At 72.6% G+C, this 23,154-nt stretch carries 24 protein-coding genes; 12 read left to right on the top strand and 12 right to left on the bottom strand.

What is annotated here, in order from left to right; translation table 11 throughout:
* Positions 1-11 precede the first annotated feature (11 nt).
* Entirely contained in the window at positions 12-773 is a 762-nt protein-coding gene (locus ACFY0P_RS23940) for an SDR family NAD(P)-dependent oxidoreductase (protein ID WP_388916567.1), read from the top strand.
* A gap of 32 nt (positions 774-805) precedes the next feature.
* Here ACFY0P_RS23940 and ACFY0P_RS23935 read toward each other — a convergent pair whose 3' ends face one another.
* On the bottom strand, positions 806-1,492 hold the full coding sequence (locus tag ACFY0P_RS23935) for a glycoside hydrolase family 75 protein (protein ID WP_388916564.1): 687 nt from the start codon (positions 1,490-1,492) through the stop codon (positions 806-808).
* A 386-nt stretch (positions 1,493-1,878) separates the two neighbouring features.
* On the opposite strand from ACFY0P_RS23935, the gene ACFY0P_RS23930 reads away from it, so the two are divergent.
* Together ACFY0P_RS23930 and ACFY0P_RS23925 are read left to right on the top strand one after the other, a co-directional pair.
* Positions 1,879-2,841, top strand: a complete 963-nt coding sequence (locus ACFY0P_RS23930) for a fibronectin type III domain-containing protein (protein WP_388916561.1) — start codon at positions 1,879-1,881, stop codon at positions 2,839-2,841.
* Positions 2,842-3,021: 180 nt separating this feature from the next.
* The gene (locus ACFY0P_RS23925; protein ID WP_388916558.1) at positions 3,022-3,594 is read left to right on the top strand and encodes a hypothetical protein; all 573 of its coding nucleotides are present in this window, start codon (positions 3,022-3,024) and stop codon (positions 3,592-3,594) included.
* On the opposite strand, the gene ACFY0P_RS23920 is transcribed toward ACFY0P_RS23925, so the two are convergent.
* The 4 genes from ACFY0P_RS23920 to ACFY0P_RS23905 all read right to left on the bottom strand — a co-directional run bounded on the left by ACFY0P_RS23920 (position 3,591) and on the right by ACFY0P_RS23905 (position 7,667).
* A complete protein-coding gene (locus tag ACFY0P_RS23920; RefSeq protein WP_388916555.1) occupies positions 3,591-4,136 on the bottom strand; it encodes a PadR family transcriptional regulator in 546 nt (181 codons plus the stop codon). The two genes, ACFY0P_RS23925 and ACFY0P_RS23920, sit on opposite strands and share 4 nt — an antisense overlap.
* A gap of 22 nt (positions 4,137-4,158) precedes the next feature.
* A complete protein-coding gene (locus ACFY0P_RS23915) occupies positions 4,159-6,174 on the bottom strand; it encodes an FAD-dependent oxidoreductase (RefSeq protein WP_388916552.1) in 2,016 nt (671 codons plus the stop codon).
* Between the two features lie 129 nt (positions 6,175-6,303).
* Positions 6,304-6,672 (bottom strand): hypothetical protein, encoded by a 369-nt coding sequence (locus tag ACFY0P_RS23910; RefSeq protein ID WP_388916549.1) that lies wholly within the window; start codon positions 6,670-6,672, stop codon positions 6,304-6,306.
* Between the two features lie 122 nt (positions 6,673-6,794).
* Positions 6,795-7,667, bottom strand: coding sequence for a hypothetical protein (locus tag ACFY0P_RS23905; RefSeq protein ID WP_388916546.1), 873 nt, complete (start codon positions 7,665-7,667; stop codon positions 6,795-6,797).
* A 276-nt stretch (positions 7,668-7,943) separates the two neighbouring features.
* Here ACFY0P_RS23905 and ACFY0P_RS23900 point away from each other — a divergent pair, with 276 nt between their 5' ends.
* Together ACFY0P_RS23900 and ACFY0P_RS23895 are read left to right on the top strand one after the other, a co-directional pair.
* Positions 7,944-10,022: a SpoIIE family protein phosphatase gene (locus tag ACFY0P_RS23900; RefSeq protein ID WP_388916543.1), complete on the top strand. Its 2,079-nt coding sequence runs from the start codon at positions 7,944-7,946 to the stop codon at positions 10,020-10,022.
* 141 nt (positions 10,023-10,163) lie between these two features.
* On the top strand, positions 10,164-10,916 hold the full coding sequence (locus ACFY0P_RS23895; RefSeq protein WP_388916540.1) for a hypothetical protein: 753 nt from the start codon (positions 10,164-10,166) through the stop codon (positions 10,914-10,916).
* Positions 10,917-11,110: 194 nt separating this feature from the next.
* Here ACFY0P_RS23895 and ACFY0P_RS23890 read toward each other — a convergent pair whose 3' ends face one another.
* Positions 11,111-11,908: a putative protein N(5)-glutamine methyltransferase gene (locus ACFY0P_RS23890; protein WP_388916537.1), complete on the bottom strand. Its 798-nt coding sequence runs from the start codon at positions 11,906-11,908 to the stop codon at positions 11,111-11,113.
* A 106-nt stretch (positions 11,909-12,014) separates the two neighbouring features.
* Positions 12,015-13,052 carry a hypothetical protein gene (locus ACFY0P_RS23885; RefSeq protein WP_388916534.1) on the bottom strand — a complete coding sequence of 346 codons (1,038 nt, stop codon included), beginning with the start codon at positions 13,050-13,052 and terminating at the stop codon, positions 12,015-12,017.
* Between the two features lie 141 nt (positions 13,053-13,193).
* Between ACFY0P_RS23885 and ACFY0P_RS23880 the strand changes: the two genes are divergently transcribed.
* On the top strand, positions 13,194-13,595 hold the full coding sequence (locus tag ACFY0P_RS23880) for a MarR family winged helix-turn-helix transcriptional regulator (protein WP_388917271.1): 402 nt from the start codon (positions 13,194-13,196) through the stop codon (positions 13,593-13,595).
* On the opposite strand, the gene ACFY0P_RS23875 is transcribed toward ACFY0P_RS23880, so the two are convergent.
* From ACFY0P_RS23875 to ACFY0P_RS23865, 3 genes are all read right to left on the bottom strand, one after another.
* Complete coding sequence (locus ACFY0P_RS23875) at positions 13,556-14,305, bottom strand: GNAT family N-acetyltransferase (RefSeq protein WP_388916532.1); 750 nt, start codon at positions 14,303-14,305, stop codon at positions 13,556-13,558. The genes ACFY0P_RS23880 and ACFY0P_RS23875 overlap by 40 nt on opposite strands.
* Positions 14,302-15,225 carry an NADP-dependent oxidoreductase gene (locus ACFY0P_RS23870; protein WP_388916529.1) on the bottom strand — a complete coding sequence of 308 codons (924 nt, stop codon included), beginning with the start codon at positions 15,223-15,225 and terminating at the stop codon, positions 14,302-14,304. The genes ACFY0P_RS23875 and ACFY0P_RS23870 overlap by 4 nt, the downstream gene beginning before the upstream one ends.
* A 173-nt stretch (positions 15,226-15,398) precedes the next feature.
* Positions 15,399-15,842, bottom strand: coding sequence for a nitroreductase family deazaflavin-dependent oxidoreductase (locus tag ACFY0P_RS23865; protein WP_388916526.1), 444 nt, complete (start codon positions 15,840-15,842; stop codon positions 15,399-15,401).
* 173 nt (positions 15,843-16,015) lie between these two features.
* On the opposite strand from ACFY0P_RS23865, the gene ACFY0P_RS23860 reads away from it, so the two are divergent.
* On the top strand, positions 16,016-16,624 hold the full coding sequence (locus ACFY0P_RS23860; protein WP_388916523.1) for a TetR/AcrR family transcriptional regulator: 609 nt from the start codon (positions 16,016-16,018) through the stop codon (positions 16,622-16,624).
* 216 nt (positions 16,625-16,840) lie between these two features.
* Complete coding sequence (locus ACFY0P_RS23855) at positions 16,841-17,428, top strand: hypothetical protein (RefSeq protein ID WP_388916520.1); 588 nt, start codon at positions 16,841-16,843, stop codon at positions 17,426-17,428.
* A gap of 5 nt (positions 17,429-17,433) precedes the next feature.
* On the opposite strand, the gene ACFY0P_RS23850 is transcribed toward ACFY0P_RS23855, so the two are convergent.
* A complete protein-coding gene (locus ACFY0P_RS23850; protein WP_388916517.1) occupies positions 17,434-18,792 on the bottom strand; it encodes an 8-oxoguanine deaminase in 1,359 nt (452 codons plus the stop codon).
* Positions 18,793-18,895: 103 nt separating this feature from the next.
* Between ACFY0P_RS23850 and ACFY0P_RS23845 the strand changes: the two genes are divergently transcribed.
* The 4 genes from ACFY0P_RS23845 to ACFY0P_RS23830 all read left to right on the top strand — a co-directional run bounded on the left by ACFY0P_RS23845 (position 18,896) and on the right by ACFY0P_RS23830 (position 22,414).
* Entirely contained in the window at positions 18,896-19,864 is a 969-nt protein-coding gene (locus ACFY0P_RS23845; protein ID WP_388916514.1) for an acetylxylan esterase, read from the top strand.
* 13 nt (positions 19,865-19,877) lie between these two features.
* On the top strand, positions 19,878-20,282 hold the full coding sequence (locus tag ACFY0P_RS23840) for a nuclear transport factor 2 family protein (RefSeq protein ID WP_388916512.1): 405 nt from the start codon (positions 19,878-19,880) through the stop codon (positions 20,280-20,282).
* An 89-nt stretch (positions 20,283-20,371) separates the two neighbouring features.
* A complete protein-coding gene (locus tag ACFY0P_RS23835; RefSeq protein ID WP_388916509.1) occupies positions 20,372-21,550 on the top strand; it encodes a serine hydrolase domain-containing protein in 1,179 nt (392 codons plus the stop codon).
* Between the two features lie 120 nt (positions 21,551-21,670).
* Positions 21,671-22,414: a GntR family transcriptional regulator gene (locus tag ACFY0P_RS23830; RefSeq protein ID WP_388916506.1), complete on the top strand. Its 744-nt coding sequence runs from the start codon at positions 21,671-21,673 to the stop codon at positions 22,412-22,414.
* On the opposite strand, the gene ACFY0P_RS23825 is transcribed toward ACFY0P_RS23830, so the two are convergent.
* Positions 22,384-23,133 carry a class I SAM-dependent methyltransferase gene (locus ACFY0P_RS23825; protein ID WP_388916503.1) on the bottom strand — a complete coding sequence of 250 codons (750 nt, stop codon included), beginning with the start codon at positions 23,131-23,133 and terminating at the stop codon, positions 22,384-22,386. The two genes, ACFY0P_RS23830 and ACFY0P_RS23825, sit on opposite strands and share 31 nt — an antisense overlap.
* Positions 23,134-23,154: the final 21 nt, after the last annotated feature.

The raw sequence follows: 23,154 nt of genomic DNA, 5'->3' as shown, positions 1-23,154 counted from the left end.
GGGAGCACCACATGGCCAGCGGACTCGACGGGCGCGGCGTCATCGTCACCGGCGCGGGATCGGGGATCGGGCGTGCCGCCGCCCTGGCCTTCGCCAGGGAGGGGGCACGGGTCCTGGTCGCCGACCTGAATGCCGAGGCCGCGGGCACGGCGGTGGCGGAGATCGAGAAGGCGGGCGGTACGGCCGTGGCCGTCACCGGTGATCTCAGCGAGCAGTCCGTGGTGGACCAGGTGGTCGCGACCGCGGTGGAGCGGTTCGGCGGGGTGGACGTCCTGGTGAACAACGCCGGGATCATGGACCGGATGTCGGCGCTGGCGGACGTCAGCGACACGGAGTGGGAGCGGGTGATACGGGTCAACCTCACCGCACCGTTCCTCCTCACCCGGGCCGTGCTGCCGCACATGCTGGCGGCGGGCCGGGGCGCGATCGTCAACACCGCCTCCGAGGCCGGCCTGCGCGGCAGCGCGGCGGGCGCCGCCTACACGGCCTCGAAGCACGGCGTCGTCGGCCTGACCAAGAACCTGGCGGTGATGTACCGCAACCAGGGCATCCGGGCCAACGCGATCGCCCCCGGCGGCACCAGGACCGGGATCCGGATCGACCTGGAGGACGGCGCGCACGGGCCGACCGCGCTCGGCCCGTACTTCGGCAACGTGGGCCAGGTCTCCGAGCCCGAGGAGCAGGCGGCGGCGATCGTGTTCCTGGCCTCGGACGCCGCGAGCAACATCAACGGCGCGATCCTGCCGGTGGACAACGGCTGGGCGGCCGTCTGACCCGTACCGCGGGGGGGCGGCTCGCCGGCCGGTCAGCCGTCCTCGGTGAACTCCGCCGCCAACCGCTCCCCCTCCGCCTCCGCCGCCGCACGGTCCTCGATGGGCTCGATCCCGGAGTCCTTGAAGACGATGTAGGTGACGCCGGACGCCACCCCGCCGACCCGCGGGTCGGGGTTCACGCCGAGCGCCTTCGCGGTGGCGTAGGAGGCCTCGCCGATGATGTCGCGCGGTCCGGTGTCGCCGACGACGGCGTACTGCACCCGGTCCTTGTAGATCACCGCGGCGATCGCGCCGCCCCGGACGCCGGCCGCCCGGTGGTTCCAGCGGCCGCTGGGGCCGGGTACGACGACGTAGGGAAGTTTCTCGGCGTTGAGCTGACGGCCGTTGGACTGCTGGTAGGCGGTGGTGGCGGTGAACGCCGGGTCGGCGGTGCGGTTGCAGTGCGCGGTCCTCTGGCCGTCGCAGTCGATGTCGAGGTCGGCCTTCCAGAAGACGACCTGCCGGGTGCCGCACACGGGGACGGTGGCGGCGGTGTCGGCATCGGAGCGGAAGCGGCCCCTGGAGACCTGGGTACAGTCCCGCACCCGGGCCAGCAGGTCGTCGGCGGAGATCCGGTGCCGGTCACGGGGGGCCGCGTACGAGGCGGCGGGCACGGGCAGTGTGGCCGGGGCGAGCAGGGCGGCGCCGGCCGCGGCCAGCGTCAGCGACTGGACACGCACGATGAGGGACCCTTTTCGTGGGGGACATGGAGTCACCCGGAACAAGATGGTGCGGGTCCGGCGGCCGGGCCAGCACGTGGAGGCCGTACAGGGCCGTTCGGAGCAACGAAACTGACACTTCGTGAGCGTTCGCCGAGGACCGGGGCGCTGAGCCGGTGTCGGCCCAGGTCGCCCCGGCCACCCGTGCCGGCGCGGGATCAGCGACGACAGCGTTCCGCGCCACAGGCGCGAACTCCCCTGTTCTCCGGGGAAGTTCGACCGCAGGACCCACAGCATACGTAACTCTCCCCCGTCGTCTCCAACACGGCCCTCTTGATGTCCGCATCCCGGGCAGGCCATATTGGTCCGGACCATTGCCGTGCTGCCGTCCCCGGGGAGGCGGAACCGTGCGCCGAGTCGCCGTCGTGGTCTGCGCCCTGCTGTTCGTGACGTCCTGTGGCTGGGGCGGGGCCGCCGACGGCGACAGCGGCCGGCTGCCCGGCGCCCCGACGGGGGTGACGGCGGCCGCCGGAAGCGCCACCAGCGTGCACGTCATGTGGAACGAGTTGCCGGAAGGTTCCGGGATCCGTGGCTACGAGGTGTACCGCGGCACCACGAAGGTCGAGGAGGTGCCCGGGTCCCAGCACATGGTGGACGTCACGAGGCTCAGACCGTCCACGGCGTATGTGTTCACCGTGCGGGCCCGGGGCGGGGACGGCAGCCTCGGGCCGCGCAGCCGGGCGGTGCGGGCGACCACCCCGGCGAGGGTCGCGGCCGACCGCTCCGCGCCGACCCGCCCGGCCCGGCCGGTGGGCCGGACCGTGGACAGCCGTGCGGTGCAGCTGTCCTGGGGCGCCTCGACGGACGACCGGGCCGTGGTGTCGTACGACATCTGGCAGGGCGGAGCCAAGATCCACAGTGTGGGCGGGAACCAGACCGCAGCCGTGGTCATGGGGCTGCGGCCGGGCACCCGCTATGTCTTCACCGTCCGGGCCCGGGACGCGGCCGACAACCTCTCGCCCGCCAGCACGGCGGTGCGCCTCACCACGCCCGGCAGCGACGACGGCCGGGACACCGCGCCGACCGCGTTCACGGCACGGACCCACGAGGAGAGCGGGGCCTGCTACCTCGATCTGGCCTGGGATCCGCCGCAGGTGGACGGTGTGGTCACGGAGTACCAGATCCGGCTCGACGGCGGTACGACCACCTCCCTGGTGTGGGGTGGCACCCCACCGGAAGGACGGTCGACCTATAGCTTCTATGTGGGCCGGGACCATGGGGTCGTGCACCAGGTGCGGCTCCGGGCGCGGCTGCCGGACGGCACCTGGGGCGGCTGGTCGGCGGAGCGGACCGTGACGACAGGTGCCTGACAAGGGCCGGCCGCGCATCCCGGGCCTGGACCGGACGGAGGAAGAAGTCACCTGGCCGGTCGCCCTCCGGGTGCGGGACGCGCCCGGGCCCCTTTCGCTGAACCTGAGGCAGCACGGGCGTTTCCCCACCCTCGGCGGCGCACGGGACGTTCCGCCAACCGTGCCGCCGGAGGGCAGACCATGCGCACTACACGACTTCTCCTCCGCTCCGGCCTGACCCTGGCGGCCGCCGCCGCTTTCCCGACCTGGCTCGCCGGCCCGTCGGCCGCGCTCTCGGGCATCTCGGTGAGCACCATCGGCAGCACGGTCTCGGTGGTCACCAGCGCCTGCACCCAGAGCAACGGCAGCTGGGGCAACGCCTCCCTGCTCAACAGTGGTCAGACCGCCTTCGCCCAGGGGCGGCAGGTGGCCCTGGCGGGCACCACGGTGAGCCAGTCCGCCGCCTGGTCGGGGGTGTCGCCGGGCACCTATACGGTGGTCGTCATGTGCTCGAACGGCGGTACGGCGGGCACCCAGTCCGTGATCGTCTCCTCGACCCCCGCCGCGCCGACGACCTCCTCCACCACCACCAACTCCACCACCAACTCCGCCCCCAGGTCGGCCGCGCCGGCCCGGGGCGTGATGGGCGGCCTGGGCGGCGCCGCCCGCGACTACGGCCCGCTCACCCTGGGCATCGGCGCCACGCTGGTCGGCTCGGGCGTCATCGCCACGGGCTGGTACCTGCGCAAGCGCTCGAAGCCCTACCGGCTCTAGGACGGGCCGGGGAGTTCGCGGAACTCTTCCAGGGCATGGCCGAGCCACTGCGTCCAGAAGGTCTCCAGGTCGATGCCGGCCCGCAGCACCAGGTGCCGCAGCCGGTCCTCGGGGGCGTCCTTGCCCGGCGGGAAGTCGCGGCGCTGGATCTCCTCGTACTCGGCCAACTGCCGCCGGTGCAGCTCCAGATGGCGGCGCAGGTCGGCTTCGAGGCCGTCGGTGCCGACGACCGCGGCCGCGCGCAGCCGCAGCAGGAGCACGTCCCGCTGCGGCTTGGGGTCCTGGGAGGCGGCGGTCCAGCGGGCCAGTTCGGCGCGGCCCGCGGGCAGGACCTCGTAGCTCTTCTTCTGCCCGCGGGCCGGCTGCTCGGCCGGCAGGGTGCGGATGTAGCCCTCGGCCTCCAGTTTTCCGAGCTCGCGATAGATCTGCTGGTGCGTGGCCGACCAGAAGTACCCGATCGACCTGTCGAACCTGCGGGTCAGCTCAAGCCCCGACGACGGCCTTTCGAGCAGGGCGGTGAGGATCGCGTGCGGGAGTGACATGGGCTCATCCTAGGGAGGGCCCCTACAGGGCGGCGGCCAGCTCGGTGCCCTGCTTGATGGCCCGCTTGGCGTCCAGTTCGGCGGCGACGTCGGCACCGCCGATGAGGTGCGCGCTGCAGCCGGCGGCGACCAGCTCCTCGTACAGGCCCCGGCGCGGTTCCTGCCCGGTGCACAGCACGACGGTGTCGACCTCCAGGACGGTGCTCTCCCCGTCCACGGTGACGTGCAGTCCGGCGTCGTCGATCAGGTCGTACTGCACACCCGGGACCATGGTGACGCCCCGGTGCTTGAGTTCGGTGCGGTGGATCCAGCCGGTGGTCTTGCCGAGCCCGGCGCCGACCTTGCTGGTCTTGCGCTGGAGCAGGTGGACGGTGCGCGGGGGCGCCGGGCGTTCGGGAGCGGCCAGACCGCCGGGGCCCTGGTACTCCGTGTCGACGCCCCAGTGCTTGAAGTACGTCGCCGGGTCCTCGCTCGCCTTGTCGCCGCCGTCGGTGAGGTACTCGGCGACGTCGAAGCCGATGCCGCCCGCGCCGAGGATCGCGACGCGGTCGCCGACGGGGGCGTTGTCGCGCAGCACGTCGAGGTAGCCGAGGACGCGGGGGTGGTCGGCGCCGGGGATGTCGGGGGTGCGCGGGGTGACGCCGGTGGCGACCACGACCTCGTCGTAGCCGGTGACGTCCTCGGGTTCGACGGTCGTGTTCAGGCGCACGTCCACGCCGTGGGCGTCGAGCTGGTGGCGGAAGTAACGCAGGGTCTCGTCGAACTCCTGCTTGCCGGGGACCTTGCGGGCCACGTTCAGCTGGCCGCCGATCTCGGCCGCCGCGTCGAACAGGGTGACCTGGTGGCCGCGTTCGGCGGCGGAGACCGCGCAGGCGAGGCCGGCCGGTCCGGCGCCGACCACCGCGACGCGCTTCTTCAGCCGGGTCGGGGCGAGGATCAGCTCGGTCTCGTGGCAGGCGCGCGGGTTGACCAGGCAGGAGGTGATCTTCCCGCTGAAGGTGTGGTCGAGGCAGGCCTGGTTGCAGCCGATGCAGGTGTTGATGGCCTCGGGCGTACCGGCCGCGGCCTTGTTGACGAAGTCGGGGTCGGCGAGCATCGGGCGGGCCATGGAGACCATGTCCGCGTACCCGTCGGCGAGCAACTCCTCGGCGACTTCCGGGGTGTTGATGCGGTTGGTGGCGACCAGCGGGACGGACACGGCGCCCATCAGCTTCTTGGTGACCCAGGTGTAGGCGCCGCGCGGGACCGAGGTGGCGATGGTGGGGATGCGGGCCTCGTGCCAGCCGATGCCGGTGTTGATGATGGTCGCTCCGGCGGCCTCGACGGCCTGGGCGAGGGTGATCACCTCGTCGAGGGAGGAACCGCCCGGGACCAGGTCCAGCATGGACAGCCGGTAGACGATGATGAAGTCGTCGCCGACGGCCTCGCGCACCCGGCGGACGATCTCGACGGGGAACCGCATCCGGTTCTCGTACGAGCCGCCCCAGCGGTCGGTGCGGTGGTTGGTCTGCGCGGCGATGAACTCGTTGATCAGGTAGCCCTCGGAGCCCATGATCTCGACGCCGTCGTAGCCGGCCTGCCGGGCCAGGCGGGCGGTGCGGGCGTAGTCGTCGACGGTGCGCTCGACATCGGCGTCGGTCAGCTCGCGGGGCGGGAAGGGGCTGATCGGGGCCTGGAGGGGGCTCGGGGCGACCAGGTCGCGGTGGTAGGCGTACCGGCCGAAGTGCAGGATCTGCAGGGCGATCCGGCCGCCCTCGCGGTGCACGGCCTCGGTGACGGCCCGGTGCTGCCCGGCCTCCTCCTCGGTGGTGAGCTTGGCGCCGCCCTCGTACGGCCGGCCCTCGTCGTTGGGCGCGATGCCGCCGGTGACGATGAGGCCCACTCCCCCGCGGGCCCGGGCCGCGTAGAACTCCGCCATCCGCTCGAAACCGCGCTCGGCCTCCTCCAGGCCCACGTGCATGGAGCCCATGAGCACACGGTTGGGGAGTGTGGTGAAGCCCAGGTCGAGGGGTTTCAGCAGGTTCGGGTAACGGCTCATGGGGGCCTCCGTGCGCGGTGTCGTCACCGTAGTTGTAGAGGACCGCGCACGGTTTATGCAACTAGTTGCACAACACCCCCGGGGTGGCATGGGACATATCAATGGCTTCCTTCAACCCGTACGCACCACTCACCGGCTCTCGAGCAGGACGTGCAGCTCCCTCTCCTGGTCCCCCGACGCGGACGACAGGTTCCGCACCGTGAACAGCGAGTCGAGGGTGGTACGGAGCCGGTCGATGGCCCAGTAGCCGCCCTGCGCGTCGGCCTCGACCGAGGCCGAGAGCCGGGGCGGCAGGGAGCACTCGTGGGCGTCGGTGACCTCGAACGTGCCGAGCCACACCATCGGGCGGGTCTCGTGGAGCTGTTGCGGCACGTCCTCGGCGGCCCGGTCGGACTCGAAGCACTGGCACAGCGCGTCGAACACGATCCGGGCGTCCTCCTTGCTGCATCCGCTGATCTCCAGCGAGACGGGTTCCTCGTGCAGTCGCTCACGGACCATCGTGATCGCTCCTCTCATGGCATGGCGTGGTGGCACGGGTTCCCCCGCGAACCACGCCATGCCAACAGAAAAGCACCGATCTCCGTGCCCTGCACCACCCGCCGCGGCAGGCGGCCGGGTGCTCAGCTCCGGGTGAACTTGTAGGTCTTGCTGTCCGTGAGGACGCAGATGTTGGGCGACATCACGATGACCCGCAGCGTGCCGGTGCGCCGGTCGTAGTCGATGCCCTCGGCCTCGAAGGTGCCCGAGCAGGAGCTGCGCAGCGGCAGCTGGCGCAGCGCCGTGACATGTCCGGTGACGTCGGCGGAGCCCGGCTGGGCGGACAGGTCGATCTGCAGCAGCGGCTTGGTGTAGCCGAACAGGCTGCCGTCCGGGTCGTCCGAGGAGCACAGCAGCGTGGTGGCGCTGGAGAAGTCGCAGCCCTGCACGTCACGCACGGCGTGGTCCAGATGGACGACCGACGCGAGCGGGAGGTTCGCCGACGGCGAGGTGCTCTTGTTGGCGCCCGGCGTCGGGAGGACCAGGAAGCGCGTCATCGTGCCGTACTCGCCGGAGAGCATGTACTGGCTGTCGGGCGTGATGGCGGACCAGGAGTTGTTGAGGGCCTCGCCGGAGGCGAGCGTGTGGACGTACTCCGACCAGGTGCCGTCGGGGGCCTGCACCCGGTACATCTTGGCGGTGCCGGAGTCCGCCTGGTAGGGCTCGACGTAGTAGCCGTCGTAGGACTCGTCGGGATCACCGACGTGGTTCCAGCCGCGGCTGGAGACGCTGAGCGGGATGGTGCCGATGCCGGTGTACCGGTTGGGGCTGTTGGCCGGGACCTCGACCGAGGTCAGGCCCTGGCTCTCGGTGAGTGCATCGGCATGGTCGGAGCCGGTCTCGGTCCAGGTGTCGGCGGCCGAGGCCGGGGCGGCGGTCGCGAGGACCAGGGTGGTGGCGAGGGCGACCAGGGCGGTCAGGCCTGCGCGACAACGTTGCCGGGTGGACGCGGGCATGGAAGCCTACTCCTCGGTATCGGTGGGGGTGGGACGCGCGTGCGCCGGTCAGTCTGACGCGGGCCCGATAGACATGTACAGACCAATGACGGGACGGGAAAGTGAACTCACGCCCCTGCCGCCCCTGTGGTCGCTTCGCCGTACGGATGCCGCCGTGTTGAGAGATGGTGGAAAAGTCAGCGGTGGCATCGGAGAGTCGGGTGTGAGCGCGATAGAACAAGGGGAGTCGGCACGGGGGACGGCGTGCCGTGCGGAAGTCCGAAGGCGGTGCGTGCGATGAGTCCAGCCGAGGCCTCGGTGCCCGGGGGCCGGGAGCCCGTGCGCGGGCCCGTGCGGCCGGGCGGGCTGCTGGACGTCCTGAGCGTGGCCTCGGTCGTGCTGGACGCCAAGGGGCGGATCGTGCTGTGGAGCCCGCAGGCGGAGGAGCTGTTCGGCTACTCGGCGCAGGAGGCGCTCGGCCAGTACGCGGCCCGGCTGATGGTGCACGAGCGCCACATCGAACTGGTCGGCAAGCTGTTCGCGGACGTGATGAGCACCGGGCGGAGCTGGGCCGGCGGCTTCCCGATCCGGCACAAGGACGGCTCCACCCATGTGGTCGAGTTCCGCAACATGCGGCTCATGGACGACAACGGCGACGTGTTCGCGCTGGGTCTGGCGGCCGACCAGTCGACGGTGCGCCGGCTGGAGCAGGACGTGGCGCTGTCCGAACGGATCGTGCAGCAGTCGCCGATCGGGCTGGCCGTCTTCGACACGGACCTGCGCTTCGTGTCGGTCAACCCGGCGATGGAGCGGATGAACGGTGTCCCGGCCGAGGAGCACGTGGGACGGACGATCCGCGAGGTACTGCCCTCGCTGGACGCCGACGCGCTGGAGTCGGCCTACCTGCAGGTGCTGCGGACCGGCGAGCCGGTCATCGACCACTCCGCGGTGGGCCGTACGCCGGCCGACCCGGACGAGGAGCACATCTGGTCGGTGTCGGTCTACCGGCTGGACGACGCGCTGGACAACGTGCTGGGCGTGGCCACCTCGGTGGTGGACATCACCGAGCCGTACCGGGCCGGAGTCGAGGCCGAGAACGCGCGCCGCCGGCTGGCCGTGATCGCCGACGCCTCCACCCGTATCGGCACCACCCTGGACCTGGAGCGCACCGCCTGGGAGCTGGCCGACGTCGCCGTGCCGGAGCTCGCCGACGTGGCGGCCGTTCAGCTGCTGGACACGGTGGTCGAGGGCCGGCGCAGCACGCTCGGCCCGGCCGAGACGGCCGCGCTCCGGGCCCTCGCCGTGCGCGCGGAGCAGGAGACCGAGGTGGTCCAGGCCGCCGACGCGCCGGGCACGGTCGCCCGGTACGCGCCGGACCGCCTGATCACCCAGTGTGTACGGACCGGGGAGGCCGTAGTCGTGCCGCAGGTCAAGGACGAGGACCTGGCGCGGATCGCCCCCTCCCACGAGGCCGCGGTGCTGCTGGGCCGGGCCGGGGTCCACTCGTACCTGGCCGTGCCGCTGATCGCGCGTGGCGAGGTGCTGGGCGCCCTCGACCTCAAGCGCACCCGCAATCCGGCGTCCTTCGACGACGACGACCTGCTGCTGGCCCGGGAACTGGCGGGGCGGGCGGCGGTGCAGATCGACAACGCCCGCTGGTACGAGAACGCCCGCACCACCGCCCTGACCCTCCAGCGCAGCCTGCTGCCCACGCATCCCCGGGTCACCCCCGGGCTGGAGGTCGCCTCCCGCTACCAGCCTGCGGGCGCCACCGTCGAGGTGGGCGGCGACTGGTTCGACGTCATCCCGCTGGACGGCGGCAGAACGGCCCTCGTGGTGGGCGACGTGATGGGCAGTGGCATCAACGCGGCCGCGACGATGGGCCGGCTGCGCACCGCGACCAACACCCTGACCTCCCTCGGCCTCGACCCGGCGGTCCTCCTCGAACACCTGGACAAGACCACGTCGGGCCTCGACCACTCCATCGCGACCTGCGTGTACGCCGTGTACGACCCGCATCTGCACCGGTGCCGGATCGCCAACGCCGGCCATCTGCCCCCGGCCCGGGTCCGCCCCGGCCGGCCGCCGGAACTCCTCGACCTGCCCACCGGGGTCCCGCTGGGCGTCGGCGGGGTCGCCTTCGCCACCACGACCGTCGACTTCGAGCCCGGCGACGAGCTGGTGTTCTACACCGACGGCCTGGTCGAGACGCGCAGCCACTCCCTGGACGAACGTCTTGACGAACTGCTGAACCTGCTCGGCGGCCCTGCCCGCCCGCTGGAGGAGATCTGCGACCTGCTGCTGCGGGAGCTGCACCACCCGGACAACCACGACGACGTGGCGCTGCTCATCGCGCGGGCCCGGGAACTTCCGTAGCGGGGACGCCGGGGCGCCGGACGCACCGGTTCATCGAATTCACAGGGACTGATTACCGGGTTCTTATCGGCGGACTCCCACAATTCACAGAGAGGCATGTATCGCGCGATGGCGCGTGCCGTTCGCCGATGGGAGCGAGCCGTGACGCACGAACCGGAGCAGGAACACCGCCGTGACGTCGACGGAACCGAACCGTCGATCCCTCCGATGCCCGACCGTCCCCCGCAGACCGCCGGCCCCGGGTGGGAAGCCCCGTCGGAGGTCCTCTCCGGGCCGGGACCGGACCGTGAGCCGGGCGCGCCCCTGCGGGAGCTGTGGCGCCGCCAGTCGTTCCGCGTGCGCGCGGTGACCGTGGCCCTGGTCGCCGGGGCCCTCGCCCTGGGCGGCACGGTGGCGTTCGCCGCGGGCTCCGGCGGCAGCGGCTCCGCCGCGTCCCCGGCCGCCTCCGGTGCACCGTCGGCGCCCTCCGCACCGGACGGACGCGGCCCGGGACACGGCTGGTTCGGCCTGGGCGCAATGGGCGTGCACGGCGAGGCGACCGTCAAGGACCCGGACACCGGCAAGTACGTGGTGCGGGTCTGGCAGCGCGGCACGGTCCAGAAGGCGGACGGCGACCAGGTCACGGTGAAGAGCGACGACGGCACGTCGTGGACGTGGACGGTGGGCTCGGACGTCAAGGTGCGGGGCGACTCCGACACGCTGAGGAAGGACGCGACGGCCTTCCTGGTCGGCACCCGCGGCGACGACGGCGGGCTGACCGCGTCCGGCGCGTTCTCGGGCGACTTCACGGGCATGGGCCGGGGCGGCGGCAGGCGCGACCACGGCGGCCCGTGGCAGCGCCCCGGCGACCGCTCACCGTCCCCGAGCCCCTCGGGCAGCGGCGCCACCACCTAGCACTGCGACCCGGGACCCGCGCGGTGACCCGCTGCAGGTCCCGGTCACACATCACGCGCGCGTCGGAGGGCAGGCCGGAGCGGCTGAACCCCGCTCCGGACGTCCGCCCGGTGGGTGGGCGGCACACAGCGGAGGCTTACCACCCGGCCACCGAGCGGGTGGCACCGTCGGCGGGGCGACGCACCAGGGGCCCGTCAGGCACGGTCTCCGTCGCGTACGCCGATCACGACGTTCGCGTACAGCTCCTCCGAGACCGCGAGGCGGGTGGTCAGCCCGGCGTGGCGGAAGGTCTCGACGGCGTCCTCTGCCTGGCGCTCGCTCGTCTCGACCAGGACACAGCCGCCGGGCGCGAGCCACTCGCGCGCCCCCGCGGCGACCCTGCGCAGCACGTCGAGACCGTCGCCGCCGCCGTCGAGGGCGACCAGCGGCTCGTGCTCGCGGGCCTCTGCGGGCAGCAGTCCCACCTCGTCGCTGGGGACGTAGGGCACGTTGGCGGCGAGGATGCCGGTGCGGCCGCGCAGGACCGCGGGCAGGGCGTCGAACAGGTCGCCGACATGGGCGTGGCCGCCGTACGGGGCGATGTTGCGGCCGGCGCAGCCGACGGCGGCCGGGTCGATGTCGGCGGCGTGCAGCTCGACGTCCCCGAGGGCGGCGGCGAGGGCCGCGCCGACCGCGCCGGAGCCGCAGCACAGATCCACGACGACGGACGCGCCGGGAGCCTGGGCCAGGGCCTGGTCGACGAGGAACTCGGTACGGCGGCGGGGCACGAACACACCGGGTTCCACGAGGACGCGCAGCCCGTGGAACTCCGCCCAGCCGAGGACGTGTTCGAGGGGCCGTCCGGCGGCGCGCCGGTCCACCATGGCGGCCAGTTCGTCCGGGGTGCGGGCGGTGGCGAGGATCAGCTCCGCCTCGTCCTCGGCGAAGACGCAGCCCGCGGCGCGCAGCGCCGAGACGACGGCGGAGGTGGGGGTTTCGGAAAGTGAGGTCATCACCGGGGAGCCTAGCCGGACGCCGGCGCACCGCTCAGATGATTTACCGCCCGGCCGGGCCGCCGTGCAGACGGTCCATCGGTCGAGCGGCGTTCCGGACGGGCTCTCAGACGCCGACCGTCTCCTCGGTCTCCTCCTCGGCCAGTTCGGCAGGGGATGCCGGTACGGCCACGGACGCGGCCGGCGCCGCCTTGGCCCGCTCGCAGGCCGCGGCGATCGCGGTGACCGCGAGACCCGCCAGCAGCCAGACCGCGAGGGTCCACACGTTACGGCTCAGGCCGTCGCTGCCGAAGTACAGCAGGCTGCGGACGCCCTCGACGAAGCCGGCGCCGTTCCAGAAGGCGTGCAGGGTGCCGAAGAACCCGTTCTGCAGCTCGGGACGGAACAGCCCGCCGGAGCTGGTGAAGTTGAGCATCACGAACAGCACCATCATGGTCAGCGTGGTCCACCGCTTGAGGAAGGTGTGCAGGCCGACGCCGACGAGGAGGATGCCGGCGGAGTAGAGCCAGGCCATGCCCCAGACCCCGGCCAGGTCGTGGTGGGCGAGGTGGAACACCGGTCCGGCGAGGAACGCGCCGATGCCGCTGACGACGGCCGAGACGCCGAGCGCGAGCAGGGCCCGTATCCGCATGGGGAGCGTCGCACCGGCCGCGCCGAGGGCGGCGACCGAGGCGTAGGAGCCGATGCTCACGGCGATGAGCAGGAAGAAGAGGCCCTGTCCTGTGGGGTCGTCGGCGACCGGCTTCGCCACGTCGGTGACCTCGAGGGCGGCGCCCTCCTTCGCGGCGAGCGGGCTGAAGACCTTCTCGACGGCCGTGGCGCCCATGTCGGAGGCGGCGCTGGCGACGATCAGTTCCGGAGCCTTTGCGCTCGGGACGTAGGCGCCGGTCACGGTGCGGGACCTGAGGAGGTCGACGGCCGCGGCGCGGGTGGGGACGGTACGGACGTCGAGCTTGTCGCCGGCGGTGTCCTTGATGGTCTGCGCCAACACCTTCGCTTCCGGTCCGGCGCCGACCACGGCCACCGGCATGTGGTTCGGCTCCGGGTGGACGAACGCGCCCATATAGGCGAGCCCCATGCCCAGGCACATCAGTAGCGGGGTGATCAGGTGCGTGAGCACATGGCGCAGTGCCGGTGACCTCATCGCGTACGACCTCCAGAACCTTCCGGGCCAAACTGGTTGGCTTATACAACTCACGATCAAGTTGTACTATACAACTAGACCGTCGGAGGAGGTATTCCCGTGACAACGGCGGAGACGGCAGTCGAGACCATCCAGCGCGAGATGACGACCTTCGCGCGCCGGGCCCGGGCGTCGGCCGGCCGCATGCACCCCGAGCTGTCGCTGGTGTCGTACACGCTGCTCGGGCATCTGGAGGAGCGCGGCGGCTGCCGGGCCACCGACCTGGCCGCGCACTACGCGCTGGACAAGTCGACGGTCAGCCGGCAGGTGGCGGCACTGGAGCGCACGGGCCTGATCGAGCGGCGCCTGGACCCGGAGGACCACCGGGTCCAGGTGCTGCATCTGACGGAGGCGGGAGAGGAGATCCTGGCCCAGGTGACGGAGAGCCGCCGGGCCGCCTTCAGGGAGCGGCTGGCGGACTGGCCGGAGGCGGACCTGGTCAGGTTCGCCGGATACCTGGAGCGCTACAACGCCGGGACCTCGGCAGGCTCCACCGGCGACTGACCGAGCGACTCGGGCACCCTGGCCGCGACGAAGGCGGTACGGCGGCGCAGGCGGAAACCGAGCGACTCGTACAGGCGGATCGCGGTGGTGTTCTCGGCGCCGGTGTGCAGGAAGGGGGTCTCGCCGCGTTCCCGGATGCCGTACGCGACCGCCCGGATGAGTCGGGTCGCGAGGCCCTCGCCGCGGTGGGCCGGGTCGGTGCAGACCGCGCTGATCTCGGTCCAGCCCGGCGGGTGCAGCCGCTCCCCCGCCATCGCGATCAGCCTGCCGCCGCGGCGGATGCCCAGGTAGGTGCCGAGTTCGATGGTGCGGGGCAGGAACGGGCCGGGGCGGGTGCGCTCGACCAGGTCGAGTATCTCCGGCACGTCGGCCGGTCCGAGCCGGACCGCCGCCGGCTCCGGGACGGCGTCCATGCCCTCGTCCACCAGCTGTACGCCCGCGATGTTCATCGTGAGCTCCCAGCCCTGCGGGAGCTCACCGCGATAGCCGGGCAGCGGGACCTCCGCACCGGGGCCGGCCAGGGCGGCGAGGTCCGCCCAGTCGTCGGCGTCGGGATCGTCGGGGAGCGCCAGCCACGGGGAGACGTCGACGGGGTAGCGCAGGATCCGGCCGCGCCGCTCGGCGAAGAGGGCGTGCGGGCCGGTGAGCGAGGCGCGGGCGGGGTTGTCCAGGACGTGCGGGGCGCCTTCGCGGGCGTTCGGGACGCTCATATGGCGACCTCGATCACGACCTTGCCCAGGGCGTGCCCGTCCTCGACCGTGCGCAGCGCCTCGTCGGCCCTGTCCAGCGGGAAGGTCCGCGAGACCTGCGGGTCCAGTTCACCGGCCACGACGAGCTCGGCCACCTCGTCCAGGACCGCGGCGGTACGGGCGCGCTCCACCCGGGCCCCGCCCAGCGCGGCGACGGTCTCCGGCGGGGCGCCCGCCGTGATCAGCTTGGTGCGGTCGGCGAGCAGTCCGGCCGCGTCGGCGAGCACCTCGCCGCCGACCAGGTCGTAGACGCCGTCCACGCCGTCGGGCGCGGCGGCCCGCACCCGGTCGGCCAGGCCCGGGCCGGAGGGCACGTGCACGGCGCCCAGCGACTCGACGAGGTCCTTCTTGGCCTCGCTCGCCACGCCGACCACCCGCAGGCCCCAGGCGTGGGCGATCTGCAGGACCGCCGCGCCGACTCCGCCACCCGCCCCGGTGACCAGCAGGGTCGCGCCCTCGGGCAGGTCGAGCTGGCGCACGCCGTCGTAGGCGGTTGCTCCGGCGACCGGCAGGGTGGCGGCGTCGGTGAAGGACAGCGCGGCGGGCTTGTGCGCGGTCACGGACGCCGTCAGCAGGGCGTACTCGGCGAACGCGCCGCCGGCCGTGTTGCCGAAGACCTCGTCGCCGACCGCGAACCCGGTCACGCCCTCGCCCGTCTCCTCGACCACACCGGCGGCCTCGCTGCCGAGGACGACCGGGAAGCGTGCCTCCCCCTCGCCGGGGCGGCGGAAGCCGCCCCGCAGCTTCCAGTCGACAGGGTTGACCCCCGCCGCGCGGACCGCGATCAGCAGTTCACCGGGGCCGGGAACGGGCCGGTCCAGCTCGGCGAAGGCCTCGGTCTCGGGCCCGCCGTGCCTGGTGTAGACGTACGCCTTGGGCATCGTGTTTCCTCGCTCTCTGGTGCTGTCACCGGTGTCCCGGCAGCGGCACTCAGCGGCAAGGACGAGCACACGGCGGCTATTCCCGCACCCGCGGATCGTTCATGCGGCTGCAATGATCGGGGGCCTGACCTGGGCGGGGGCACCCGGATCGGCCGCCCGAACGCAACAGCCGATCACTGCGCGTCGAAGGGCGTGAGAACGAAGATGGGCATCTTCCGGGTGGTCTTCTTCTGGTACTCGGCGTAGTCCGGCCAGGTCTCGACGGCCCGCTCGAACCAGACCTCGTAGTCCTCGCCGTGCACCTCCCTGGCCCGGTAGTCCTTCTTGACCGGACCGTCCTGGAGCTCGACATGCGGGTTCGCAGCCAGGTTGTAGTACCAGACCGGGTGCTTGGGCGCGCCCCCCAACGAGGCGACGACGGCGTACTCCCCGGCATGCTCGACGCGCATCAGCGGTGTCTTGCGCAGCTTCCCACTCCTGGCACCGACCGACGTCAGCACGATCACCGGCCTGCCCTGGTTGTCCGTGCCCTCGGTGCCGCCGGAACGTTCGTACAGCTCAACCTGATTGCGAGCGAAGTCGAAGGCACTCGGCTCATATTCCCCGGTGAGCGGCATGTCTGCACCATCCAATACAAGGATCGGCCCGGCTGCGGCAGCCTGTTGCCACGCGCCTACAGGGCCATAAGCGGACTATACCCCGCTACCTGATCGCAGGTCCGGTTGCGGCGCGCCGGAAGGGGCACCATCGGCCTTCACCCTGCTCATCGGCTGCGCCGTATGGTGGCCGGGTGGAACGGACCGACTTGCCACAACCGGCTTCCGAGCGTGTCGACGCCGCACGCAACCGGCAGCGCCTCCTGGCCACCGCGCGGGAGATGCTCACGGAGTTCGGGCCGGACAGGATCACGATGGACGCGCTCGCCGAGCGCTCGGGGTTGGGCAAGGGCACCGTGTTCCGTCGGTTCAAGACACGCGCCGGCATCTTCCAGGCCCTGCTGGACGACAGCGAGTACGCCTTCCAGGAGCGCGTGCTGTCGGGTCCACCGCCCCTGGGGCCGGGGGCACCGCCGCTGGAACGCCTGATCGCCTACGGGAGGGCCCGCGTCCGGTTCCTCATCGATCACCATGACATCGCGCGTTCCGCGCTCGACGGACGGCAGCCTGCTCCTGCCGGCGGCCAGACGCCGCTGTCACGGATGCACATCCGCATGCTCCTGGGCCAGATGGACCTGGGACCCGCGGACCGTGACCTTCTCGCCGTGCAACTGACCGCCGCCCTTGACGGGCCTCTCCTCCTGTATGTGTCGTCGACCGACCTCGGTCAGGCCGAGCAGGATGCCGAGCGGAGGCTCGCAGACGGCTGGCAGGACATGGTCCGGCGCGTGTGCCGCCCCTGAACCGGCCACGGATCGCGGGGCGCCGGGCCGGGGGCGTGCGGCGCGCGGCGGACCGAGTGCTTCGGCCCGTGGCGCGTCCCTGGTCCCGGAGGGTGAGCGAGGTACGCCGTACGGGGTACCAGTCCCGTGTGGACGCTCGCATGCGAGCGGGGGCACGCTGGGAGCTGCGGACCGGCTGTCCGGCCCTCCGGCTCTTGTGGCGGCGAGGAGGTCGACATGCGTACCCGGGTGCGTGGCTGGCGCTGGCGGCAGAACCCGCTGCGGCGCAAGTCCGACATGGTGGAGGCGTGGATCGCGCTGGCCGTCGCGGTCCTGCTGTGCGTGGGCGCGCCCCTGGTGGGTGCGGTGACGGGGCTGTGGGCCCATGACCAGGCGCGGTCGGTGGCAGCGGTGCAGCGGTCCGAGCGGCACATGGTGCGGGCCGTGGTCGTCGGCGGCACCCCGGACCAGCTGCCCTCGGTGCAGGGTGGCGACCGGGCGCACGCCTACCAGACGAATGTCCGCTGGACCGTGCCCGGCGAGGGGACGAAGACCGCCCTGGCCCGGGTTCCGTCGGGGACCCGGACCGGTGACGTGGTGGACGTGTGGTTCGACCGGCAGGGGCACGGGGTCGCCCCGCCACCCGACGACATCGCCGTCTGGCAGCACACGGTCACCGTGGGCCTGTGCGGGGCGAGCGGCGCGGCGGCCGTGGTGCTGCTCGGCCATGGCATCGTCCGCCGGGTGGCGCTGCGCCACCGGCTCGCCGAGTGGGAGCAGGAGTGGGCACGCACCGGACCGGACTGGACCCGCGGGCGGGCCTGAAGCCCCTAGCCCGCCGTCTGCAGACGGCGGGCCACGCGCGCGTGTGTGCGCAGTGCGTCGGCCAGCCCGGGCAGGACGGGTTCGCCCGAGTCGACCAGCACCCGTCCCGCCACCACCGTCGTCCACGCCCGCGCGGGTCCGCAGCGCAGCCACGCCTCGACGGGGTCGGTGACGGCGCCGGCCAGAGCGACCTCGTGGAGGTCCCAGACGACCAGGTCGGCGCAGGCGCCGGGGCGCAGGTGGCCGAGTTCGTCGGCCCGGCCCAGGCAGCGGGCCGAGCCGCGGGTGGCGATGTCGAGGGCGTCCCGGGCGGTCATGGCGGCGGGTCCGCCCCGGTAGCGGCCGAGCAGCAGGGCGTTGCGCGTCTCCATCCAGAGGGAGGCGTGGTCCGTGGAGGCCGAGCCGTCGCAGCCGATGCCGACGGGCAGGCCGAGGTCGCGCATCTCGCGCACCCGGGCGGTGCCGCCCCCGATGAGCATGTTCGAGCTGGGGCAGTGCGCCACGCCGACGCCCGCGGCGGCCAGGCGGCGCAGTTCGGCGTCGCTCGGGTAGATGCAGTGGGCGACCCAGGTGCGGTCGGTCAGCCAGCCGCAGTCCTCGAAGTACTCGACGGGACGGCAGCCGTAGGTCTCCTGGCAGTAGGTGTCCTCGTCGTGGTCCTCGGCGAGGTGGGTGTGCAGCCGGACGTCGTGGCGCTCGGCGAGTTCGGCGGTCGCCGTCATCACCTCCTTGGTCACCGAGAAGGGTGAACAGGGGGCGAGCGCGACCCGGACCAGGGCGCCCGGCGCGGGGTCGTGGTGGCTCCTGATCAGCCGCTCGCTGTCGGCGAGTACCTCGTCGGTGGTCTGGGTGACGCTCCGGGGCGGCAGTCCGCCGTCCTCGACGGAGCGGGTCATGGAGCCGCGGGTCGCGTGGAAGCGGAAGCCGATGTCGCGGGCCGCGCGGATCTCGGCGTCGACCAGGCCGGGGCGCGGATGCACATAGAGGTGGTCGGAGGAGGTGGTGCAGCCGCCCATGAGGAGTTCCGCCATACCGACGTACGCGGAGATGTAGGCGGCCTCCTCGTCGAGGGCGGCCCACAGGGGGTAGAGGGTGGTGAGCCAGTCGAAGAGGGAGCCGTTCACGGCGGGGGCGTAGGAGCGGGTGAGGTTCTGGTAGATGTGGTGGTGGGTGTTGATCAGGCCGGGGGTGACGAGCCGTCCGGCCGCGGAGACGACCGTACGGGCCTCGGGCTCGGCGCCCGCCGCTCCGACCGAGGTGACCCGACCACCGGCCACCGCCACCCAGCCGCCGGGGATCTCCCGCCCGCCGTCCACGACGAGCAGTCCGGCATCCCTGACCAGCAGATCGACAGCAGGCTGCATGGGGTCATGGTAGGGGCCCGGCGGCGCAGAGGCCTGGTGATTCGTCGGACCATCCACGTACGGTGTGATCATCCGCACCTTCCCTTCATCAAGGTGGTTGTTGATGGCCCTGTTCGACCTCCCCCTCGACGAACTCCGCGAACACCACAGCACGTCGGTGGCTCCCGGCGACTTCGACGCGTTCTGGTCCAAGACGCTCCAGGAAGCCCGCGAGCACGATCTGGACGCCCGTTTCGAGCCGGTCGACGCCGGGCTGTCCACGGTCGACGTCTACGACGTGACGTTCGCCGGGTTCGGCGGCCACCCGGTCAAGGGCTGGCTGCGGGTGCCGGCCGGCACCACCGAACCGCTGCCGCTGGTCGTGGAGTTCGTCGGGTACGGCGGCGGGCGCGGGCTGGCGCACGAGAACCTGCTCTGGGCGTCGACGGGACGGGCGCACTTCACGATGGACACCCGCGGCCAGGGCAGCGCCTGGGGCGGCGGGGGCGGCACCGCGGACCCGGTAGGCGGTGCCCCGGCGTACCCCGGGTTCATGACCCGGGGGATCGACGCGCCCGAGAACTACTACTACCGCCGGGTGTACACGGACGCGGTGCGCGCGGTGGAGGCGGCCCGCTCGCATCCGCTGGCCGACGCGACACGGACCGTGGCGCTCGGCGCCAGCCAGGGCGGTGGGATCACCATCGCGGTCGGAGGTCTGGTCCCCGATCTGGTGGCCGTCGCGCCGGACGTGCCGTTCCTGTGCGACTTCCCGCGCGCCACCACGCTGACGGACCGTCACCCGTACCGAGAGATCGCCCTGTTCCTGAAGACGCACCGGGGCCGCTCGGCGGACGTGCAGCGCACCCTCTCCTACTTCGACGGCGTGCACTTCGCGGCGCGCGGCCGGGCCCCGGCGCTGTTCTCGGCGGCTCTGGAGGACCAGACCTGTCCGCCCTCCACGGTCTACGCGGCCTTCAACTCCTGGGCGCACGAGGACAAGACGATCGAGGTGTACGACTTCAACGACCACGAGGGCGGCGGCCCCTACCACGAGGCTGCGAAGGCGCGCTGGCTGCGCTCGTACGTCTGAGGAGGCGGCGGAGTTGGACACGCGGGAGGCCGCCGAGCGGTTCGTCCGGGTCTGGGAGCGGGGCTGGGCCGCGCACGACGTGGACGCGCTGCTCGCCCTGTACGCCGAGGACTGTGTGCACCGCTCGATGCCGTTCCGCGCCCCGCACCGGGGGCGGGACGAACTCGCCGCCTATCTGCGCTGGTCGTTCGAGGCGGAGCGGGTGACGGACGTCAGGTTCTCGGCGCCGCTGGTGGGCCCGGACGGGGTCGCGGCGGCGGAGTTCCGGGTGCGGTCCGAAGAGGGGGGTGCTGCGGCCACGCTGGCGGGGTGCGTGTTCGTGCGCTTCGACGCGCAGGGGCTCGCGGTGGAGACCCGTGACTACTGGCACACCGCCGAGGGGCACCAGGAGCCGGCCGGGAGACTCTTCCTGCTCTGATCTTCCCTCCAGTCCGACCAGTCGGTACGTTCGGGATGCCCGGGCCGCAGTGTCGCGGTCCGGGTTTTCCGGCGTACGACGGAGGGCGCATGTCCGAGCACGAGCCTCAGCCGCGGCCACAGGTCCACGGCCACTGCGATCCGCGTTTCGCGGCGGTACGGGAGGCGTTCGAGGAGAACTTCCGGGACCGGGAGGAACTGGGCGCCGCCGTCGCGGTGACGGCCGGCGGCGAGACGGTGGTGGATCTGTGGGGCGGCTGGGCCGATCCGGCGCACCGGCGGCCGTGGGAGCGGGACACCGTGGTCAACGTCTGGTCCACCACCAAGGGCCCGGTGGCCCTGTGTGCGCACATCCTGGCCGACCGGGGACTGCTCGACCTCGACGCACCGGTGGCCGGCTACTGGCCCGAGTTCGCGGCGGCCGGCAAGGAGCGGGTCCTGGTCCGCCATCTGCTCTCGCACCGGGCCGGGCTGTCCGGGCTGCGCGAGCCGCACTCGCTCCAGGACCTGTACGACTGGGAGCTGACGACCGCGCGGCTGGCGGCGACGGAGCCCTGGTGGGAGCCGGGGACCCGGTCCGGGTATCACGCGCTGACCTACGGCTTCCTGGTCGGCGAGGTGGTGCGGCGGGTGTCCGGGCTGCTGCCGGGGGCGTTCCTGGAGCGGGAGGTCACCGGGCCGCTGGGGATCGACTTCACCGTCGGGCTGCCGGAGAAGGACGCGGGCCGGGCGGCCGAGCTGGTGCATCCTCGGGTCGTGTCGGACAGCGAACAGGCTGCGATCTTCAGCCAGTTGACGCCCGCCGCGGTCGCCGCCCTGGCCAACCCGGGGGTGGGCGCGTCCGCGGCGAACACCTCCGAGTGGCGGGCGGCCGAGATCCCGGCGGCCAACGGGCACGGCACGGCCCGGGCGGTCGCGGCGTTGTACGGGGTGTTCGCCGGCCGGGGCGAGTACGGCGGCCTGCGAGTGCTGTCGCCGGAGGCGGCCGAGCGGGTGCGGGAGGGCCAGGGCAGCTGTCGTGACCTGGTACTGGGGGCGGGTTTCGAGCACGAGACCGAGATCGGGCTCGGACTCTGGCTGAGCGGGCCGAACGGCTCGTACGGGCCGAACCCGCGCGCCTTCGGGCACGACGGGTTCGGCGGCTCCTGCGGGTTGGCCGACCCGGAAGCGGGGGTCTCCCTCGGGTACGTCATGAACCGCATGGGACCGCGGATCGCGGACGACCCGCGGAAGACAGCCCTGGTCAACGCCGTTTACGCGAGTCTGTGAGGCCCGCACGGTTTCGGCCGAACCCGTCGGCCGCTCTTCCCTGATGGTTTAGACCAATGCTAGATGTGGTCGCGGAACGAACCCGCACGGCTACTTCTTGTCACCCACTGGAGGAGCGGCATGGCCCGCACCACCCCGCATCACCACTCCGAGAGCGAAGGGCAGCCCCTGTACTGGCGGATCGCGACACAACTCCTCGGTGAACTGCGCGACGGCACCCTGCCGCCCGGGGAACGGCTGCCGGCGGAACGGCAGTTGGCGCGGCACTTCGGGGTCAGCCGGGAGACCGTCCGGCAGGCGCTGGAGGTGCTGCGGCACAGCGGACTGGTGGCCACCGACCGACGGGGCAGTCACGCGACGCTGCACGGCCGTCCGGTGGAGAGCCCGGTCTCCCTGGCCTTCCCGGTGGGCGCCGGACCCACGGAACACGGCGCGGTCGACCGGGCCACGGTGACCTGGGAGGAGCCACCGCCCGAGCACGCGGCGGCGCTCGGGCTGGCCCCGCACCGGCCGACCCTGGTGCACCGCTACGAGTCCGCCTCCCCCGACGGCCACGCCCTGCGCACCGCCGTGACCTCGTTCTCGGCGGTGGCCCTGACCGAGGTCGAGGAACTGGGCCGATACCGGGACCGGGCCGACGGCTGTGCCGCCGCGCAGCTGCGCCGGGCCTACGACTGGATGCGCCAGGCGGGCCTCACCCTGCACCACCGCGACTCCATCACCCAGGTCGCGGACGCGTCCTCGGTCCGGGTGACCCGCCGGGTGCACGACCAGTACGCCCGCCCGCTGGAGATCACCGACCTGGTGGTGGACGCCCAGCAGGACGCGCTGGTCTACGAGTTCACGGTGCCCGCCGCGGGCTGACCGCGGCGGGCCACGACCAGCCGGGCGCGCGGGCTGCCGTCGTCGCGCTCGCCGAACCCGGGCAGCGCGTACAGGTCCACGGCGAACCCTGCCCGCGCCAACTCCCCCAGTACGCCGCCGAGTCGGAAGGCCCGGTAGTACATGACGAACGGCGGCCGCCAGAGGGCGTTGCGGACCCGCATCACGGCGTCGAAGCCCAGCAGCATCCAGAACGCGGGGCTGCTGGGCCGCGGTGGCGCGAGCACCGGGAAGGCGAAGGCGCCGCCCGGCCGCAGCACCCCGTGGACCTGGTCGAAGAGTCCGGGCAGCTCCCGGGGCAGGAAGTGCCCGAACGCCCCGAAGCTGACGACCAGGTCGAAGGCGGACCGGAACGGCAGGGCACGGGCGTCGCCGCGCACGTAGGTGACGTCCGGGCCGTCGGGCGGGAGCTGCCGGCGGGCGATCTCCAGCATGCCTGCGCTGAAGTCGACCCCGGTCACGCTGTGCCGGCACACCTGGGCCAGCACCCCGGTACCGGCTCCCGTCCCGCAGCACAGGTCGAGACCGTCCTCGAACGGACCGAGCGGCGCGAGCGCCTTCGCGACCGCTTCAAGAACCGAGTCGGGTGTCCGGAAGGGGGTGTGGTCGAACTTCGGGGCCAGCAGGTCGTAGCCGCGCTCGACCGAGGACAGCGCCTGGACGGTGAGTTCACTGAGGCTCGGGCCTTCGGGGCTGAACATCCGGCCAGCCTACGGCAGCGC

This window comes from Streptomyces sp. NPDC001714 (assembly GCF_042892755.1).
In the GTDB taxonomy this organism is placed as follows: Bacteria; Actinomycetota; Actinomycetes; order Streptomycetales; family Streptomycetaceae; genus Streptomyces.
This window is presented reverse-complemented; position numbering and strand designations above follow the sequence as displayed.

Excerpts from the sequence above, each read along its gene's own strand:
- ACFY0P_RS23870 (WP_388916529.1), bottom strand. The coding sequence starts at position 15,225 with ATGCCCAAGGCGTACGTCTACACCAGGCACGGCGGGCCCGAGACCGAG.
- ACFY0P_RS23850 (WP_388916517.1), bottom strand. The coding sequence starts at position 18,792 with ATGCAGCCTGCTGTCGATCTGCTGGTCAGGGATGCCGGACTGCTCGTC.
- ACFY0P_RS23875 (WP_388916532.1), bottom strand. The coding sequence starts at position 14,305 with ATGAGCGTCCCGAACGCCCGCGAAGGCGCCCCGCACGTCCTGGACAAC.
- ACFY0P_RS23855 (WP_388916520.1), top strand. The coding sequence starts at position 16,841 with ATGCGTACCCGGGTGCGTGGCTGGCGCTGGCGGCAGAACCCGCTGCGG.
- ACFY0P_RS23865 (WP_388916526.1), bottom strand. The coding sequence starts at position 15,842 with ATGCCGCTCACCGGGGAATATGAGCCGAGTGCCTTCGACTTCGCTCGC.
- ACFY0P_RS23915 (WP_388916552.1), bottom strand. The coding sequence starts at position 6,174 with ATGAGCCGTTACCCGAACCTGCTGAAACCCCTCGACCTGGGCTTCACC.
- ACFY0P_RS23845 (WP_388916514.1), top strand. The coding sequence starts at position 18,896 with ATGGCCCTGTTCGACCTCCCCCTCGACGAACTCCGCGAACACCACAGC.
- ACFY0P_RS23885 (WP_388916534.1), bottom strand. The coding sequence starts at position 13,052 with ATGAGGTCACCGGCACTGCGCCATGTGCTCACGCACCTGATCACCCCG.
- ACFY0P_RS23925 (WP_388916558.1), top strand. The coding sequence starts at position 3,022 with ATGCGCACTACACGACTTCTCCTCCGCTCCGGCCTGACCCTGGCGGCC.
- ACFY0P_RS23890 (WP_388916537.1), bottom strand. The coding sequence starts at position 11,908 with ATGACCTCACTTTCCGAAACCCCCACCTCCGCCGTCGTCTCGGCGCTG.
- ACFY0P_RS23835 (WP_388916509.1), top strand. The coding sequence starts at position 20,372 with ATGTCCGAGCACGAGCCTCAGCCGCGGCCACAGGTCCACGGCCACTGC.
- ACFY0P_RS23880 (WP_388917271.1), top strand. The coding sequence starts at position 13,194 with ATGACGACCTTCGCGCGCCGGGCCCGGGCGTCGGCCGGCCGCATGCAC.
- ACFY0P_RS23825 (WP_388916503.1), bottom strand. The coding sequence starts at position 23,133 with ATGTTCAGCCCCGAAGGCCCGAGCCTCAGTGAACTCACCGTCCAGGCG.
- ACFY0P_RS23900 (WP_388916543.1), top strand. The coding sequence starts at position 7,944 with ATGAGTCCAGCCGAGGCCTCGGTGCCCGGGGGCCGGGAGCCCGTGCGC.
- ACFY0P_RS23920 (WP_388916555.1), bottom strand. The coding sequence starts at position 4,136 with ATGTCACTCCCGCACGCGATCCTCACCGCCCTGCTCGAAAGGCCGTCG.
- ACFY0P_RS23905 (WP_388916546.1), bottom strand. The coding sequence starts at position 7,667 with ATGCCCGCGTCCACCCGGCAACGTTGTCGCGCAGGCCTGACCGCCCTG.
- ACFY0P_RS23940 (WP_388916567.1), top strand. The coding sequence starts at position 12 with ATGGCCAGCGGACTCGACGGGCGCGGCGTCATCGTCACCGGCGCGGGA.
- ACFY0P_RS23830 (WP_388916506.1), top strand. The coding sequence starts at position 21,671 with ATGGCCCGCACCACCCCGCATCACCACTCCGAGAGCGAAGGGCAGCCC.
- ACFY0P_RS23910 (WP_388916549.1), bottom strand. The coding sequence starts at position 6,672 with ATGGTCCGTGAGCGACTGCACGAGGAACCCGTCTCGCTGGAGATCAGC.